This is a genomic window from Gabonibacter chumensis (genome assembly GCF_024741215.1).
In the GTDB taxonomy this organism is placed as follows: Bacteria; Bacteroidota; Bacteroidia; order Bacteroidales; family Marinifilaceae; genus Gabonibacter; species Gabonibacter massiliensis.
Genome location: NZ_JANSKB010000004.1, coordinates 121701 through 140006, shown reverse-complemented (window position 1 = coordinate 140006; position 18306 = coordinate 121701). Strand labels below are relative to the sequence as shown.

Below are 18306 nucleotides of genomic sequence, written 5' to 3'. Positions count from 1 at the left end.
GTATGTCTTTGGACGGCCCGGATTATTTCGGCAATACGACCCTGTAGTCTATTTTAAATTTACCGGCGCTAATACTGTTTAGCTTGCTCTTTAATAGTCTTTTTTTCAATACGGAAAGATGATCCGTGAATACTATTCCGTCCAAATGATCGTATTCGTGTTGTATGATACGGGCACGCATTCCCTCGAATTCTTCCACGTGATCTTCCCAGTTTTCGTCTTTATAAGCAATTTTAATCTTGTCTTTTCTGAGAACGTCTTCGTGGATCCCGGGGATACTGAGACATCCTTCGTTTTGTAATACATTCTCTCCTGTCCGTTCTATGATATGCGCGTTGATAAAGGTCTTTTTAAAATCTTTACACCGGGGATCGTATTCTTCAAACGGAGTTCCGTCTATCACGAAGATACGGATGTTTTTTCCAATTTGGGGTGCGGCGAGTCCTACGCCATCCGATTCGTACATGGTTTGCCACATATCTTCCAATAATTTAGGTAGTCCTTCGTAATCGGGTGTGATATCTTCCGATATTTTTCGAAGGATCGGATGTCCGTAGATATAAATAGGTAAAAGCATAGTTAAATGTTTAAATTCCGTTGTTTTTCCATATAAGACTGTAGGATGATAGTTGCGCTGATCGTGTCGACGATCGCTTTATTCTGCCTTTGTTTCTTTTTAGCTCCTCCTTCCAACAGGGCCTTATGAGCTAATACGGAGGTAAAACGTTCATCGTACATTTCCACGGGAATGGTCGGAAATTTTCGTTTTAGTGCCGTGAGGAAAGGTTTAATATAAACCATACTCTCGGAATCCGTGTTATTCAATTGCTTCGGGTAGCCCACGACAAACAGATCGACCGTTTCTTTAGAAGTATAAACTTCCAAAAATTGTAAAATTTCATGTGATCCGACCGTTGCGATACCGTTGGCAATAATACGACAAGGATCTGTTGCGGCAACTCCCACCCGTTTTTTCCCGTAATCGATAGCAACAATTCTTCCCAATACGTTTACTTTTTTATCACAATGAAAATATCTTCATTTTCATTTTTCATTAAATACTGCTCTCTCGCGAATTTTTCGAGATTATCCCGGTTACTCAATAACTCCTCTTTTTTCCGGTTGTCTTCTTCAATCTTTTTCTTGTAATACCGCTTTTCGTTTTCCAGTTTGAGAATTTTGGATTGTAATTGGATCTTGTCGATAAAACTGTATTTATCGAATAGAACGATCCAAATAACAAATACCAGAGCAACAAACGTGTATTTGTTTGCGAATCGTTGAAAAAAGTACCGGATAGGTTGTTTTTTTTCGCCTTGCATATGACAAAGATACGAAGAATTCGCAGAAAATATGCAAAACCTGGACGAAAATAGCTAAGTGTTTGGTTGAAAATCTCAAAAGCGTGCAGGCGTGGATACAGAGAAGAACACGCTTATGAACGACCGTTCTACCTATGTGCATGGTCGAGAGGGAATGGCAATCTTGATGAACAGAGCATTTTTGTTTATACGGGTTAAAAATGTTTTCGGGTGTAGGTTAAGCTTTCATAGTTATTTTTTTACCCATTTAACGGCATCGGCCACCACTAGTTGCGAGTGCTCATCCTCGATGGGAGGAACTCCCCGGTCATCCAGTACAACGCTGGATTTTCCTGCCGGTAAGGTGAACGTGCCCAGTAATACCCAAGTAGGATCACCTTTCTCAACCTCTAAAATGATTTCCTCTTTTCCTTCCGGGGTGTAGACGGTATAGTAGTTTTTTATCTTCGGGTGATTTGTTGTATAACTTCCATGCGTACCTATTGTTCCACAATCAGGTCTATTGATAAATATCTCGTATTTACCCGCTTCCGGGAGGTCTGCCACCCATTCTGCCTTGAACTTTCCCGTGCCGGACCCTTTTGTAAAAACGCTACGAATACACTCGCCGTAAACATGACGTCCTTCTGATAAATAAGGACGACCCCACGTGTTAACTTTAAGATTAGGAAGAGTATTATATTCTTCCTCGTTCTCATTTAGAACGAGATCCGCCAATCGTTTTCGATTGTCTGTGGAATCGATTAAATAGAAACCCTTGTCCTCGTTGTCGACGATGATCTCTCCCGGGGGAGAGAATTGATCCCTATCGAGCAAGGTGACTCCTTCATCGGGAATTGTGGCCGACGAGGGCAATTCTTCGCTATTGAATGAAATGACTCTCGGTAAATTTCCCGAGAAATTCGTGGTGAACTCCAGGCGAAACCTGATGTTTTCATGAACGACGATTCGTTTACATTCCCCGGGTTTAACCGGGAAACTCCGCCAATTTTCAACTACCTTTTTTCCGTCTTGGCTCCAGTCAACTGTAATGATCGAAACTATACCGTCCGTCTCGCCAAAATTGCCCACTTTGAAATCCACGATCTGCGTTTTCCTCGTTTCTTTAAAGGACAGGTCTTTTATCGATAACCATGGAATCTGGTGACCCGTGTACCATTCGTCCATGTAAGCTTGGATGTTCTGCCCGAAACGCTGCTCGAATTCCTCGATAAACGAGTCGAAGTTAACTTCCCGAAAACGGGCTCGCGCGTTAAACTCCCGCGTGAACCGACTTAGCGAGTCCCAAGTGGTAATCGTCGTGAGATAACTCAGTAGATGGGATACTTTTAGAGAGATGGCGAGGTATCGCTCTCCGCTGTATCCTTCCGTGATACACCCTTTTAATCCTTTTTCCGCGATATAATTTAACATTTTCGGCATGACGAATCGTGACGGTGCTCCTTGCGTGTTCGCCATTTGATTGAATATTAAATCCATACCCAAGTATCTGTCAGAGGTGATACCAATATTATGGGCCGTGAAAATGCGATCTGTATTTATTCGGTTCAAGTAATCGGGCATTATTTCGTATAGCATACATTCCTGTACACTCATGCTCGGCGTCTTGAAAAAAGCATCGGGTTTGTTATGTTCTGTCGTGGCAAATCGTTCCTCGAAAAACACTATTTCCGGTTGAATGTTATCATGAAACAGGGACATGCGCAGAAAGGAGGAAGGCGTCTCGATCAGTTTAAAATACGTGAAGGGGTAAGGGTTAGGCTTACCTCCCTCGATGATCTCTTTACATCGATGAAATATGTTCGTTAAGTTTCTCTCCCGCTCCGGGTCGTCTTCTTTCAGGTCTTCCCACTCGTCAAGAGGTTTCATGTAGAAATCATTTCCCGGGTAAGTGTAAAGTTCCACTGTCAGGGAGTCGACGGTGATCGCTCTTTTCTCGTATTTCCCCATGCAAAGACTTAATCCGTTCAGGTTTTGCCTGTTATCGAACGTGACGTCATCTCCCTTTTTAGTGGGTTCTCCCTGGGATAAAACGGTCATCTCGCCCGGTTTTTTAACACGAAGGGTATAGGCTGTGAAATTAACCTCTTTAGCTGCCTGCATTTCGACCGGGGGAACCGCTGTCGGGTACCACATCACTTCCGGTATAAGTAACGTGAATTTATCTGACACGAAAGCCGAGCGTTTACCGTAATTTTCATGGAAGGAGGTGTAAACGACGGGAGCGAAGAAATCCTCGTCGGGGATATTTACCTGATAAATATCCTCGTCGATACTTCCCCCGTACTCGATCTCCAGTTCGATATTCTCGCCGGGTGTCAGGGAATGTTCGATGACGACAACTTGGCGATCCCTGTGAAAGGGAAGGTTTTGCCCGTCGGATTCAATCTTGTCGATCTCGAGTCCCGGGTTTAAAAAGAGTAAAAGCCGGTCCATTTTTACTTTTTTCTGGTTCTGGACCTTCATCCGGCTTGTTGCCGAGAACTGACTCCCCTTGGGTCGATACGTGATGTCGTGGGTGAGCACGCGTGAGGTGGGGTATTTATTGTATTCGAGAAATGCTTCGCGATAGGCGATTCTATTCTTCAAGCGGGTTTGAAACTTCTCGACGTAAATGTATCCCAGGCACGAGGAAAATACCAGAAGCAGGCAGGCGGAAACTATAAAATAAGGCTTTTGCCCGGGGACTCCGGGTAATCTCTTCGCGAGTGGAACGGCAAAACAAAGAAAACTGGTTCCTAACAATAAAAAAGCGATGCGCTGGAGCAGGTAATCCTCGAGATGCATAAAGCCGACTATCGTGGAAAAAGAGTCTGGCAACCAATTGCCGCGGAAATCCAGTATTCCGTGAAGGGGTGTTGTCAGGTAAGCGTACGCCAAGTAGAGAAAAACGGTCAGGATAAGCCAACTTAAAAAAGGGTGTTTGATCAACCTGTTGACAAGCAAGGATAACCCGGTGATAAAGACGAGCGAGGGCAGTATGCGCGTGAGGAGGTAAAATAGATTTATCAAGGGGTTAACCGGTGAATCCGACACGAATATATTGATAAACACGCAAACAATCATGAAAATGACATCTACTGCAAGGAACGGAAGAAGAACACCTAAAAATTCCCCTATATAGGATTGCTCGTTACCAACAGGTCGCGTGGAAAGCACTTCCCGGGTATCCGCTTTTTTTTGCTTTCTCCGGGTGTCGCAAACGATGAAAGTAATGATTAACGATTGAAACAGGTTCAAGAAGTAAATCCCGCGCAAGGGAATGGATGACGCGAACGCGACATTCGACCATAGAACGCGATTCGTATCCGGCGGGATCAAAACACCTATCGTGTATCCCAGTATCCCGAGAATAAAGAAGTAAAACAACCAGTTTCTTCTTACCAGTTTGCTCTCGTAAAAGGTTGCGGTTTTTAGGGCTGTCATGTTATTTCAATCATTGTTCGTTTAACTCCCGGTTAATTCATGTCATGATTTCCCGGGAATTTTCATTTTTAGTATGTTGCGTGTGGATCCATCCTTCTGACGTTACGTATCTATACTCCACCTGATACTTTGTCACTCGTGATCCCCCGTCATATCGGGGTGGTGCCCATGTTATCGTACATCCATGTCTGTTTATATCAGTAATAACAGGCCGTCCCGGAGGACCAGGAACATCAATATGTAGGCTTGCACTCGTAAAGACAAGTGTCGTGATCAAGCCTAAACTGACAAACAAGAATAGTTTCAAAATGTTCTTTTTCATGGTTTTCTTAATTTTCATGTTTCGAAATATAATTAATCTTTTCACAAAGATAAATGATATAATCTAATATTGTAAGCAATTGTTATTGTTTGATAAAATTCATTTATGAAGATGAATTTTAGCTTTTATTGCTATTGATCCGTATTTCTTTTTTCAATAGCTGTAGTGCTGCTAAGAGTTCAATTATCTCTATCTCAAATAGGGATGAGGTTTTCCTGTCACCGAAAAATTGGAGTTTAAGCCTTTTAATAAATAGGACATTCTTGTAAGAGGTTGCGGTATTCCGAAAGAGGGGAACGCGGTTTTGAGGCCAGCTGTAACTTGCGAGTATAACAGGAATACTCTTGCGTTGTATAAAGCTGATTTAAATGTTTAAACGAAGACGAAATTGCAAATTTACAGGGTTTGACTAAAAAATATATCCCCTGTAAGCTTATTGTAGCCAAACAAATATCTGCCAACGACATCCGATATGCAAAAAAGAGAAAGTTAAACGAAAGTTCTGGTGGAAATTTTTTACGGAAAAGATCGATTTCACGCTGCATATTTATAAAAACGGAGGGAATATTTATACATATATCTTATAGTCAGTGATTTATATAAATATAAAAATGGAATTTACCTATTTTTCATATGACTTATTTCGTTAGCTTTGTGGACGAAAATGAAACATTGAAAAGAGTTAGAAAAATAATTATAAAAGTTGTTGTATGGAAAAGAAACTGGCTGTGGTTGCCTTGGGAGGTAACGCTTTGCTGAGAGGAAATCAAAAAGGAACAATCGAGGAGCAAAATGCGAATACGGTTGATACTTTGGAGAATTTGGTCTTTTTATTGAAAGACGGATATAATCTGATCATTTCTCACGGGAATGGTCCGCAGGTGGGAAATGTTTTGATGGATAATGCTGCCGGTGTGGAGAAGTTCGGCAATGCGGCAATGCCTTTAGATGTTTGTGTCGCTTATACTCAGGGACAAATCGGGTATATGATTGAACGGAATCTGCGTAATATTCTGAAAAAGCATGGAATTGAACGGAATGTAATCTCTATGGTTTCTCAGGTAATCGTGGATAAGAATGATCCCGCCATGAGCAATCCGACGAAACGTGTCGGAAAGATATACATGAAAGAGGAGGCCGACCGCTTGGCAAAAGAGAAGGGATGGGTATTTAAGGAGGAGATAAAAGTGGAAGGAGGTTGGAGACGGGTTGTCCCTTCTCCCGAGCCTATTGATTTTATGAATGCCGAGTTGGTAGAACGCTTGGCCCGGGAAGGCAATATCGTTATTACCACGGGAGGGGGAGGAATTCCCGTGTATTTGGACGAACAGGGAGAAATTAAACCGTTGGAAGGTGTAATCGACAAGGATTTAGCTTCTTCCATGGTGGGTAGTCGGGTGAAAGCGGACGAATTTTATATATTGACGGACGTACCTTATATCTATAAGGATTATAAAAAACCGACTCAAAAGGTGTTGGAGTTTTTGGATTATGCCGATACGGTAAAATATTTGGAGGATGGTACGTTTGCGGAAGGGAGTATGGCACCTAAAATCAGGGCCTGTCTGCGCTTTGTAAAGAATGGGGGACAAAAAGCCGTGATTACGGAGGCCACGAAGTTGGAAGATAAAAAATACGGTTCGAAAATCACCATGGAGTACGAGGACGACAGAAGATGATTTTTCACTTTCTATTCTCGCTTCTATATTGTAAATTTGACGGAATTTTATAGCGGAAAGAATATTGTCCTTTTCAATATAAAATAGGGAATCATAAATTTAAAATTATATTAGTATGGCTTTTAATTTAAGAAACAGGAATTTTTTGAAGTTATTGGACTTCACTCCGAAAGAGATTAAATACATGTTGGATTTGGCTGCTGATTTGAAAAAAGCGAAGTATGCCGGAACAGAACAGCCTCGATTGAAAGGGAAAAATATCGCTTTGATATTCGAGAAAACATCTACTCGTACGCGTTGTGCTTTTGAGGTAGCCGCTTATGATCAAGGAGCTCACGTGACTTATCTCGGTCCTTCCGGATCTCAGATCGGCGTGAAGGAGTCGATGAAGGATACGGCTCGTGTCCTGGGACGCATGTACGACGGGATAGAGTATCGCGGATTTGCTCAGAAAACAGTTGAAGAGTTGGCCGAGTATGCTGGTGTACCCGTGTGGAACGGATTGACGAACGAGTTTCATCCGACCCAGATCCTGGCTGACTTCCTGACCATGATGGAGCATTCGGACAAACCGTTGAATCAGGTTACTTTTGCTTATCTCGGGGATGCTCGTTTTAACATGGGCAATTCGTTGATGGTCGGTGGTGCTAAGATGGGAATGGACGTACGTATTGTTGCACCGAAGGGATTGCAACCCGATGCGGAATTAGTAGCCACATGTCAGGAGATCGCCAAGGAAACCGGAGCTAAAGTTACGATTACGGATAATGTCGAAGCTGGAGTGAAGGGGTGCGATTTCTTGTACACGGACGTATGGGTGTCTATGGGCGAGCCTGCGGAGGTTTGGGCGGAGAGAATCAAACTTTTGACCCCGTATCAGGTGAATAAGAAAGTGATGGAGATGACTGGAAACAAGAATTGTAAATTTATGCATTGTTTACCGGCATATCACAATCTGGAAACTCAAGTAGGGCGTGACGTGCACAAACAATTCGGGATGGATGGAATCGAAGTGACCGAAGAGGTGTTCGAATCTGAAAATTCAATCGTATTCGATGAAGCCGAAAACCGTATGCATACGATCAAAGCTGTTATGGTCGCTACTTTAGGTGACTAATGCAAGATACAATGACAAGAAAAGCGGGTTAAAACCCGCTTTTTTTTATTTACATCGATTGTAAACAAGTTTCTCTGGTTCCGGTAATATCGAAGATTACTTGCAAGTGCAGTAATTTGAAAATCTCTAATACCTCTGGGGTAAGATTGCATAATTTCAAAGTAGATCCGATACTTTTAGCAGTCTTGAATAGAGCAATGATACAACCGATACCGCTACTATCGATAAAATCAATTCCATGGAGATCGAAAACCATTTTACACTCCTTGTTGTTTAAAAGTGGTCTGAGTTGTTGTTTTACTTCGTCGGCGATGGATAGTGTAAATCGGGTTACATCCACAAACTCGACAAGAGTAATTCCGTTTTGTTCTGTTACATTGAGAATCATTGTTAATTGGTTTATTAAGGATTAATATTTATCGTAGTTTATGTTTTTTCATTCGAAAAGGTATTGTTTTTGCCCTTTATCCGGGTACTATGTTACAAAAGTAATCATTTTTTATTGGAATAAAAAGCAGAATAATTCCGAAAGATAATATTTTTACAGAAAGGATGGCAAGGATAAATAAAAATTTTAACTTTGCGGAACGTTTGACACAACGTGCGGAAAATAATATAAATATAAAAATAACAGATAAAATGAAAACTACCGTTTTTACACATTTTCATGAAGCGCTTGGAGCGAGAATGGCTCCGTTTGCCGGTTATAACATGCCGATAGAATATACTGGCATTAAGGAAGAACACAATACGGTTCGGGAAAAAATCGGGGTATTTGATGTTTCCCATATGGGCGAATTTTGGGTGAAGGGCCCCAAGGCTTTTGAATTGGTTCAGAAATTAACGTCCAATGATGTAGCCGCGCTAACGGACGGAAAAGTTCAATATAGTTGCTTCCCCAACGAGACGGGTGGAATAGTGGATGATCTTTTGGTATACCGTTTCAGTGCGGAAAAGTATTTATTGGTGGTAAATGCCGCCAATATCGACAAGGATTGGGAATGGTGCACAAAGTGGGCCAAAGAGTTGGGAATGAATGTCGATACGGATTTGGAAAATGCATCGGATAATATTTGTCAGTTAGCAGTTCAGGGACCTTTGGCATTGAAAGCGATGCAAAAATTGACTACGGCAAATGTTGAGGATATGGAGTATTATACGTTCCAGGAAATTCCTTTTGCAGGAGTAGACAAAGTGATATTTTCCACCACGGGTTATACCGGGGCGGGAGGATGTGAAATTTATGCTTATAATAAAGATGCCGATAAGATTTGGAACGCTGTATTCGAAGCCGGGGCAGAATTCGGAATAAAGCCGGCAGGATTGGGAGCCCGGGATACTTTACGTTTAGAGGCGGGCTTCTGTTTATACGGACATGAAATTGACGATACTCATTCTCCGATAGAAGCCGGCTTGGGTTGGATTACCAAATTTGTTCCGGGAAATGATTTTATCAACCGGGCTTATCACGAGAAGTTGAAAGCGGATAAACCTTCCCGTTACATGAAACCGTTCGAATTATTGGATAAAGGTATCGCTCGCCAGGGATATGTGATCGAAGATGCCGAAGGAAACGAGATCGGAGTCGTTTGTTCCGGGACTGTTTCCCCTTGGACCGGAAAATCTATCGGGACCGGATACGTGAAGAGCGGTTTCCATAAATTGGATACTGAGATTTATATTCGGGTAAGAAATAAAGCTCTTAAGGCAAAGATTGTAAAGACGCCGTTCTTTTAATCGGATGCACGGAGTCGTATAATCAGAGAGGCATCCGGAGACGGATGCTTCCTCTTTTTTTAAATGCAAAGTAGGTCTGTAAAGGACTTTGGTAAGGAGGCAAGTTATTTGATTTTCAGTAAATAAGAAAAACGAATAAAAAAACGGTAAAAAGGTTTTTTATACAGACTTATTTCGCATATTTGTAGTGTTTTTATAAATAAGATTTTCGTATTAAATCTATTAAATAATTTTAGTGATGAGAAAACATATTTTTAATGCCGGTCCTTGTAAATTACCGGATTCTACATTGGAAAATGTATCAAAGGCTGTTCTTGAGTTCGGAAACACGGGGCAATCTATTATGGAGGTATCTCACCGTTCTGCAGATTTTCAAGCTGTTTACGATGAAGCCGTTGCCTTGTTCAAAGAGGTGTTGAACATTCCGGAAGGTTATTCTGTACTTTTCTTGGGAGGTGGAGCCAGCATGCAGTTTTGTATGATTCCGTACAACTTTTTAAACAAAAAAGCTGCTTACGTGAATACCGGAACTTGGTCTACGGCTGCCATTAAGGAGGCTAAAATGTGGGGTGAGGTGGAAATCGTGGCTTCTTCTGAAGCTGACGGATTTACTTACTATCCGAAATTTACTATCCCTTCTGACGTGGATTATATGCACATTACCTCAAACAATACCATTCGCGGTACTGAAATTTTTGAAGATCCGACTTCTCCGGTACCTTTGATTGCCGATATGTCTTCTGATATCTGCAGTCGTCCGGTTGATGTGGCCAAATATGCAATGATCTACGGCGGTTGCCAAAAGAATCTCGGACCTGCCGGAGTTACTTTCGTGATCATTAAGAATGACTTTTTGAATAACGTGGTAAAAGACAGAATGATTCCGACGATGTTGAGATATCAGACTCATGTAGACAAAGAATCGATGTACAATACACCTCCTTGTATCAACATCTTTGGCGTAAAAGAGACGTTGAAATGGGTTAAAGCGATGGGTGGAGTGAAAGCCATGGAGAAGTTGGCTATCGAAAGAGCCGATATGGTTTACGCTGAATTGGAGAGAAGTAAAGTTTTCCGTCCGGTCGTTAAAGAAGGTTCTCGCTCCAGAATGAACATTCCGTTCTTGTTGAGAGAAGGATACGAATCTTTGGAGAAAGAATTCCTTGATTTCGCAAAATCCAAGAATTTGGTAGGTCTTAAAGGTCACCGTTCAGTAGGTGGTTTCCGTGCTTCTACTTATAACGCGTGTACGATTGAAGATGTAAAAGCTTTGGTCGCCGCTATGCAAGAATTTGAAGCAAAACACATTTAACGATTATAGGTTTACGATTTCAGATCTACATTCGGTTTGCTTTGGGCGGACTGATTGTGATCCGGAATCGTAAATCTTTTTTTTATTATTTAAAACATACGATGTATTCCGTTTCAGGAGACTCGTGATTTAAAATTTATCGAGATGGCAAAGAAAGTTTTAGTCGCAACAGAAAAACCGTTTGCTGCTGTTGCAGTGAAAGGAATTAAAGAGATCGTTGAAGCTCAGGGATATGAGTTCGTCCTATTAGAAAAATATACTTCACAGGCCGAGTTGCTTGCAGCTGTTGCTGATGTGGATGCTATGATTATCCGTTCTGATAAAGCAACCAAGGAGGTGATCGATGCTGCCAAGAATTTGAAAGTAATCGTTCGTGCGGGAGCCGGATACGACAATATCGATTTGGCCGCTTGTACTGCACGTGGCATTGTTGCCATGAATACCCCGGGACAAAATTCAAATGCCGTTGCAGAATTAGCTTTCGGTATGATGATTTACATGGCCCGTAATTTCTATAACGGAAAATCGGGTTCCGAGTTGAAAGACAAAACGATCGGTATTCATGCTTATGGAAATGTAGGGCAGAATGTTGGACGTATCGCCCGGGGATTCGGTATGGAAGTATACGCTTTTGACCCTTTCATGACGGACGAGCAGATCAAAGCTGCTGGTGCTACTCCGTTGCACTCTGCTGAAGAGATGTATAAAAAATGTCAATACATCTCGTTGCATATCCCGGCAACGGAACAAACTAAAAAATCGATCAATTACAATTTGTTGAAAGACATGCCGAAGGGAGCCGTTCTGGTAAATACGGCCCGTCAGGAAGTAATCGACGAAGAAGGGTTGGCTAAATTGATGGAAGAGAGAAACGATTTCCACTATATTACCGATATCGCTCCGGTATGTGATTGTTTCAGTAAATTCGAAGGTCGCTTCTTTGCCACTCCTAAAAAAATGGGAGCTCAGACAGAAGAGGCTAACGTGAATGCAGGTTTGGCTGCAGCGCATCAGATTGTTAATTTCTTCGAGAAAGGCGATCAAAAATTTAAAGTAAACAAATAAATTGTAAATTTTGGGTTTACGATGAATAGGATTCGGGAAGTAGGTGATTCAAAGGTTGGATAGTTTGAATATAGAATTTAGATAATCGCCCAATTACTAATTTTTCGTATAGTTAAGTCGTAAACTGCTAAATCAAAATGAAATATGGCTATAGTAAAACCATTTAAAGGATTACGTCCACCAACCCAAGAGGTTTGCGAAGAGTTGGCGTGTCTGCCTTATGATGTGATGAATTCGGAGGAAGCCGCTCAGATGGCTGCCGGAAAGCCTCGTTCTTTATTGCATGTTACCCGTGCGGAGATCGATTGTGCTCCGGGTACGGATATTCATTCGGAAACCGTTTATAACAAGAGTGTAGAGAACTTTAAAATGTTTCAGGACAAAGGTTGGTTAATACAGGATGCCGAACCTAAGTTTTATATTTACGCTCAGACGATGGAGGGAAGAACTCAATACGGTATCGTGGGTTGTGCCGCTTGCGAAGACTACATGAACGGAATCATTAAGAAACATGAACTGACTCGTCCGGATAAGGAAGAGGATCGTATGATCTTGACCCGTTACGTGAAGGCCAATCTGGAACCCGTATTTTTTGCCTATAAGGCTGTTCCTGAGATTGACGCTATCGTGGATGATATCGTGAAAAACCGGAAAGCCGATTATGATTTTGTGGCAGAAGACGGTTTCGGACATCATTTTTGGGCTATCAACTGTCCGGAAACCAATAAACGTTTGGAAGAGTTGTTCGCCACAAAAGTTCCTTATACTTATGTAGCCGACGGACACCATAGGACAGCTGCTGCTGCCCGTATCGGAGCCGAGTTCAAATCCAAGAATCCGGACCACAACGGAACAGAGGAGTACAATTTCTTCATGGCCGTGCATTTTCCGGATACTCAGTTGAAAATTATTGATTACAACCGGGTTGTAAGGGATTTGAACGGGTTGACAGAGGAGGAGTTGCTGGTTAAATTAGCCGATCATTTTACCGTGGAGTGTATGGGAACAGAAATATACCATCCGGCTAAATTGCATGAATTCAGCATGTATTTGGGTGGCAAGTGGTATAAACTGACGGCCAAAGCGGGAAGTTACGATGATAATGATCCTATCGGAGTATTGGATGTGACGATCCTGTCCAATCATGTGTTGGCGGATATTCTTGATATCCAGGATTTGCGTCGTTCTACTCGTATAGATTTTGTCGGTGGAATCCGCGGTTTGGGTGAGTTAAAACGTCGTGTCGATAACGGTGAGATGAAAGTGGCTTTTGCCCTTTATCCCGTTTCTATGGAGCAATTGATTAACATTGCAGATACGGGTAATATTATGCCACCGAAGACTACTTGGTTTGAACCGAAGCTTCGTTCCGGAATGGTAATTCATAAAATCTGATTATAGCGGCCTTCGGGCCGCTTTTTTTATGTCTTGAAGCTTTATTAATTTAGACAATTTTGTACCTTTGTTTTGCCAAAGTATATTTATCGGGTAAATACCGCAGTAGATGGTGTCCGTCTTATTATATAAGAGCAGGGAATTCCTCGCACGTGTATTTATCCGTGTATACTTTGGCAAAGTGAGGAACCCTGCTCTTTTTTTGTATGAGCAAAAGTAACAGAAACAGATAGGATATACAAAATAAGAACTGGTTTTAGTTCGAAAAAAGATCGCTTAGAGTATACGTGATATGTAGCATAGGGTTACCAGGAGGCGGGAGAGACTACATTTCTTTATAGGAATTTAAAGATGCGGTTGAGAGATAAGTGTTCATGTTGGTGACAGAGGTGGTGTTGTTGACCGGGTAGTGTCACTACCCGGTTTCGTTTAATATTTTAACCATTTGTACAATTCTTTCCAGGTGACCTTTTTGCCGTACATTAGAATTCCGATGCGGTAGATCTTACCGGATAACCAGGTGAAGAACAGGAAGGCGGCCACCAACAAGAGCATGGACGTTATAATTTCCCACGTGGGAACTCCAAAAGGAATTCGGACAAGCATGACAACGGGAGAGGTAAACGGAATCAACGAACCCCAGAATGCGATCGACGAGTCCGGATTTTTCATAGCAGCGATACCAATATAGAAGGCAACGACTAAGATAATGGACAGAGGCGTCATAAATTGCTGAGAGTCCGTTTCGTTATCGACGGCTGCGCCTATGGCTGCAAACAGAGAAGCGTATAATAGGTATCCTCCCATGAAATAGAAAAGAAAGGCTCCGATGAATTTCAGGATAAATGACGGGTCTATCGTCTTCACGAGGCTTTGAATAACGGCAAGTTGCTGCGGGTTGAAGGTTGAGTCTTGGGCCATTATTCCTAAATCGGTCGCATTCTTCAGAGCTTCTATGTCTATATTGGGCATGAATACGATCTGTACGATAATGATTACGAACAAGCATATTACAATCCAGATAAGGAATTGCAAAAGACCGACGGCCGCAACCCCGATGATCTTGCCCAGGAGAAATTGAAAAGGTTTTACGGAAGAGACGAGCACTTCTATAATCCGGTTCGTTTTTTCCTCGATAACACCTTTTAAAACTTGGGAGGCATACATGAAAATAAAGAAATAAATGATTATGCCCGGAACAAGTCCTATGATCGAGGCAATTTCGGAGGAACTTTCTTTGGCATCACCTTTTTCCGATACGACCATCGTGCGAACCAATACCGGGGTTCTCGTGCTTTGTAATTTTTCTTCTAAATCGGGAATTTGGCTTTCCGCAATGACTCGAGAACGTTTGATATTTTCAATTTTCTGACGCAATTGGGCCGAAAATTCGTTCTTTAACTCCATGGGGAGCTGAGAGAAAGAATAAATAGAAAATTCGCCGTCACGCATGACCTCTTTCGGAATGATTGCGATGGCGTAAAAATTGTTTTGTTTCAAATATCGGGCAAAATCACTTTCCGGAATATCCTGGTCCAAATAGGTAAAACTGGTATTGTTAATCTGCTCGAACGGTTGTTCGATAGAAGAGTGGTTGATAACGGCGACGTCTCGTTTTTGCTGGTCGTTTCTTAATAACATCCACATTAAGAAGGCGTAAAATAAAGCAAAAAGAATCGGAACGAAGATGGTGACGATCAGGAATGTTTTTTTACGAACCCTTGTCGTGAACTCCCGGTTGATAATAATTAAAATCTTGTTCATAATAGTTTGATCTTATTGCTCTTTTACCAATTTAATAAAAATATCATTCATACCGGGAATGATTTTTTGGAAAGAAATGACTTCAGTTTCGGGTAATACTCTGTTTAATAAAATATTCGAGGTACAAGGCCGGGTTTGTTGCAGGACGATTTCCTGGATGTCTCCTTCTACCCGTTGAGATATGATTTCAAATTCGTTTCCGAGGATTTGTTCCGGAAAAAATGAAGGACTGTGCCTACAGGTTAATTTATAGGTGTTGCTCGCGTATTTTTCCCGGATTCGGTTAATGGGACCCTCTATAATTTTCCGGGATTTGTTAATCAAAGCGATGTGGCTGCAAATTTCTTCGACAGACGCCATATTATGAGTAGAGAAAATAATGGTTGTCCCTTTACGTCGTAACTCCAGGATTTCTTTTTTCAATAGCTCTACATTGATGGGATCAAATCCGCTGAAAGGTTCGTCAAAAATTAATAATTCCGGTTCGTGGAGGACTGTGGTGATGAATTGAACCTTCTGTGCCATGCCTTTTGATAATTCTTCCACTTTCCTATCCCACCAATTTCCGATTTCAAATTTTTCAAACCACATTTTTAATTGGTCGATAGCTTCTTTTTTGCTTATTCCCTTGAGGCGAGCAAGGTATACGGCTTGTTCTCCGACTTTCATTTTTTTGTACAATCCCCGCTCTTCCGGCAAATAACCGATATGGTTGACGTCTGACCGTTGTAGAGGATTACCTTTGAATAACAATTCTCCGGAATCAGGAGCGGTGATTTGGTTGATGATTCGGATTAAAGAGGTTTTTCCTGCTCCATTGGGACCTAACAGACCGTAAATTGAACCTTCCGGAATGTCAATGGAAACATGGTCTAAAGCCACGTGTTGGGTATAAGTTTTAACGATGTCTATCGCTTTAAAGAAACTCATGATGTAAGGTTGGTTTAAAGCCGCCCCGAAGGGCGGCTTTTCGTTATTCTATCTCGAACATTGACGTGTTTTTAGGAAGTTTGTCTCCTTTTTGCACATGGATTTTTTTCACATGTCCGGAAATCGGAGCAAGCACTTTATTGTGCATCTTCATGGCTTCCAACAGGCATAACAAATCACCTGCTTCGACCTCTTGCCCCTCTTGAACGTAGATATCGATAATAGATCCCGGAATGTAAGTTGTAACATTTCCCGGATTTGGCTTTTCCCATTTCTGGCGATTCGTGAATTTTGTCGTCAGGTGGGTCTTGTATTTTAACCCGTCTATTTCCAGGCTATCGTATTTACAATTACTCATCGTGGTATGTTTTAAAATTAAAATGGAGGAATCCCGTGTTTTTTAGCAGGAGTCATTACCGATTTATTGCTGGATACCTCGATGGAGTGTTTTAATATTTTTCTGGTTTCTTCCGGTTCGATAACAGAGTCTATGTATCCTTTAGATGCAGCAACATAAGGATTTGCAAATTTTTCCCGGTATTCGGCTACCTTGATTTTGCGCATCTCTTCCGGATTCTCGGCCGACATGATCTCTTTTCTAAAAATAATGTTGGCAGCACCTTCAGGACCCATTACCGCAATTTCTGCCGTTGGCCAAGCGAACATGAAGTCTGCTTTCAAATGGCGTGAATTCATGGCAATGTAACCTCCTCCATAGGCTTTTCTCAAAATAACGGTTACTTTGGGTACGGTAGCTTCGCTATAGGCATATAAAACTTTTGCTCCGTGACGAATAACTCCCATGTGTTCTTGTTCGGTCCCCGGTAAATATCCCGGCATATCCTCGAAAGTTACCAATGGAATATTGAAAGCGTCGCAGAAACGGATGAATCTTCCGGCTTTATCAGAGGAATCGCAATCCAGTACGCCTGCCAATACACAAGGCTGGTTGGCTACGAAACCGATTGTTTCTCCGTCGATACGACCGAAGCCCACAACGATATTCTGTGCAAATTCTTGTTGAACTTCCAAGAAATCCGAGTCGTCGGCAACAGCCCTGATGACGTCTCTCACGTCATAAGGTTGAGTCGGATCTGATGGAACTATTTTTTCGATTTTATATTCCGGTTTTGGAGGTTTAGGAGGGAATGGCTTTGCTTTCGCCTGATTACTCCACGGAATGAAGGTTAATAGCTTTTTGATTTGCTCAAAACATTCGTGTTCGGTTGATGCGAAGAAATGGGCGTTTCCACTGACCTGGCTATGTACTTTTGCACCGCCTAACTCTTCCATGGAAATCTCTTCTCCCAAAACTGTTTTCACGACTTCGGGTCCTGTAATAAACATTTTAGAGATATTATCTACCACGAAAACGAAGTCTGTCAAAGCTGGAGAATAAACAGCACCTCCTGCACAAGGACCTAAAATAACAGATAATTGGGGGATTACTCCGGATGCTTGGGTATTACGGAAGAAAATTTCTCCGTATCCGGCTAAAGAGTCGACTCCTTCTTGAATACGCGCTCCACCGGAATCATTGATACCGATTAAAGGCATACGCATTTTTAAGGCATGGTCCATGATTTTGGTGATTTTGCGGGCATGCATAAGTCCTAAAGAACCTCCTGCTACCGTAAAATCTTGTGCATAAATACATACAGGTTCACCATAAATGGTACCGGTACCGATGATTACACCGTCCCCGTGGAGAACCTTTTTATCCATGTCAAAATCTTTTGCCTGATGCTCTACGAACATGTCGTATTCGTGGAAAGAATCTTTGTCGAGAATGGCTTCAATTCGTTCGCGAGCTGTCAGTTTTCCCATGGCAACTTGCTTCTTAATCGCCTCTTCGCCACCTCCTTGAAGAACAATCTCTTTTCTCTTTCTTAAATCAAGAACATTTCTTTTAAGTGACATATTTTACATTTTGGTTAATAAATAATGTGTCATTCTTTTTTAGAAAAAACACATCTACCAGCTTGCAAGATTACGAAAAAAAAACGAGGAAAAAAACTGCTTGAATCGAGATTTGATATAATGATTTGATACTTAAATGCTTATTCGCTGTTTTTTGAGAAGAGCAAATGGATGGGTTTTCGTAACTTGTATTTCGGGTTATTCGTTGAAGTAAATCTGAGGATTATTCTTTCTGAACCGAGAATAGGGAGGGTTCTTGCGGGAGTGGCGGCCGAAGAGAGATTTAAGGTGTTGCAGGTAGGGATTTAAAAAGAAAT

At 41.7% G+C, this 18306-nt stretch carries 17 protein-coding genes; 7 read left to right on the top strand and 10 right to left on the bottom strand.

All coding sequences use genetic code 11. From position 1 onward, the window contains the following. Positions 1-22: 22 nt before the first annotated feature. From def to NVS78_RS11725, 5 genes are all read right to left on the bottom strand, one after another. Positions 23-577, bottom strand: a complete 555-nt coding sequence (gene def / locus NVS78_RS11745) for a peptide deformylase (protein WP_286359348.1) — start codon at positions 575-577, stop codon at positions 23-25. 2 nt (positions 578-579) lie between these two features. Next, positions 580-1005, bottom strand: coding sequence for a Holliday junction resolvase RuvX (gene ruvX, locus NVS78_RS11740; protein WP_041502445.1), 426 nt, complete (start codon positions 1003-1005; stop codon positions 580-582). Between the two features lie 5 nt (positions 1006-1010). Next, positions 1011-1322: an FtsB family cell division protein gene (locus tag NVS78_RS11735; RefSeq protein WP_286359347.1), complete on the bottom strand. Its 312-nt coding sequence runs from the start codon at positions 1320-1322 to the stop codon at positions 1011-1013. 231 nt (positions 1323-1553) lie between these two features. Beyond that, complete coding sequence (locus tag NVS78_RS11730; protein ID WP_286359346.1) at positions 1554-4748, bottom strand: golvesin C-terminal-like domain-containing protein; 3195 nt, start codon at positions 4746-4748, stop codon at positions 1554-1556. Positions 4749-4785: 37 nt separating this feature from the next. Continuing rightward, a complete protein-coding gene (locus tag NVS78_RS11725) occupies positions 4786-5070 on the bottom strand; it encodes a fibronectin type III domain-containing protein (RefSeq protein ID WP_286359345.1) in 285 nt (94 codons plus the stop codon). Positions 5071-5780: 710 nt separating this feature from the next. Here NVS78_RS11725 and NVS78_RS11720 point away from each other — a divergent pair. Both NVS78_RS11720 and NVS78_RS11715 read left to right on the top strand, forming a co-directional pair. Then, positions 5781-6749 carry a carbamate kinase gene (locus tag NVS78_RS11720; RefSeq protein WP_286359344.1) on the top strand — a complete coding sequence of 323 codons (969 nt, stop codon included), beginning with the start codon at positions 5781-5783 and terminating at the stop codon, positions 6747-6749. 115 nt (positions 6750-6864) lie between these two features. Next, a complete protein-coding gene (locus tag NVS78_RS11715) occupies positions 6865-7866 on the top strand; it encodes an ornithine carbamoyltransferase (protein ID WP_286359343.1) in 1002 nt (333 codons plus the stop codon). A 49-nt stretch (positions 7867-7915) separates the two neighbouring features. On the opposite strand, the gene NVS78_RS11710 is transcribed toward NVS78_RS11715, so the two are convergent. After that, positions 7916-8254, bottom strand: coding sequence for an STAS domain-containing protein (locus tag NVS78_RS11710; RefSeq protein ID WP_041502438.1), 339 nt, complete (start codon positions 8252-8254; stop codon positions 7916-7918). A 251-nt stretch (positions 8255-8505) separates the two neighbouring features. On the opposite strand from NVS78_RS11710, the gene gcvT reads away from it, so the two are divergent. From gcvT to NVS78_RS11690, 4 genes are all read left to right on the top strand, one after another. Then, a complete protein-coding gene (gene gcvT, locus NVS78_RS11705) occupies positions 8506-9603 on the top strand; it encodes a glycine cleavage system aminomethyltransferase GcvT (RefSeq protein WP_041504837.1) in 1098 nt (365 codons plus the stop codon). Between the two features lie 238 nt (positions 9604-9841). After that, a complete protein-coding gene (serC, locus tag NVS78_RS11700) occupies positions 9842-10915 on the top strand; it encodes a 3-phosphoserine/phosphohydroxythreonine transaminase (RefSeq protein ID WP_041502437.1) in 1074 nt (357 codons plus the stop codon). Between the two features lie 144 nt (positions 10916-11059). Continuing rightward, positions 11060-11980: a 3-phosphoglycerate dehydrogenase gene (locus NVS78_RS11695; protein WP_041502436.1), complete on the top strand. Its 921-nt coding sequence runs from the start codon at positions 11060-11062 to the stop codon at positions 11978-11980. Positions 11981-12124: 144 nt separating this feature from the next. Continuing rightward, entirely contained in the window at positions 12125-13375 is a 1251-nt protein-coding gene (locus tag NVS78_RS11690; RefSeq protein ID WP_286359342.1) for a DUF1015 domain-containing protein, read from the top strand. A 429-nt stretch (positions 13376-13804) separates the two neighbouring features. On the opposite strand, the gene NVS78_RS11685 is transcribed toward NVS78_RS11690, so the two are convergent. The 4 genes from NVS78_RS11685 to NVS78_RS11670 are packed head-to-tail and all read right to left on the bottom strand — an operon-like array spanning position 13805 to position 17989. Beyond that, a complete protein-coding gene (locus NVS78_RS11685) occupies positions 13805-15139 on the bottom strand; it encodes an ABC transporter permease (protein ID WP_286359341.1) in 1335 nt (444 codons plus the stop codon). Positions 15140-15151: 12 nt separating this feature from the next. Beyond that, complete coding sequence (locus NVS78_RS11680; RefSeq protein WP_286359340.1) at positions 15152-16069, bottom strand: ABC transporter ATP-binding protein; 918 nt, start codon at positions 16067-16069, stop codon at positions 15152-15154. Between the two features lie 43 nt (positions 16070-16112). Continuing rightward, positions 16113-16427 (bottom strand): acyl-CoA carboxylase biotin carboxyl carrier protein subunit, encoded by a 315-nt coding sequence (locus NVS78_RS11675; protein WP_286359339.1) that lies wholly within the window; start codon positions 16425-16427, stop codon positions 16113-16115. A 17-nt stretch (positions 16428-16444) separates the two neighbouring features. After that, positions 16445-17989: an acyl-CoA carboxylase subunit beta gene (locus NVS78_RS11670; RefSeq protein WP_041502431.1), complete on the bottom strand. Its 1545-nt coding sequence runs from the start codon at positions 17987-17989 to the stop codon at positions 16445-16447. A gap of 171 nt (positions 17990-18160) precedes the next feature. Between NVS78_RS11670 and NVS78_RS11665 the strand changes: the two genes are divergently transcribed. Beyond that, the gene (locus NVS78_RS11665) at positions 18161-18298 is read left to right on the top strand and encodes a hypothetical protein (RefSeq protein WP_286359338.1); all 138 of its coding nucleotides are present in this window, start codon (positions 18161-18163) and stop codon (positions 18296-18298) included. Positions 18299-18306 lie beyond the last annotated feature (8 nt).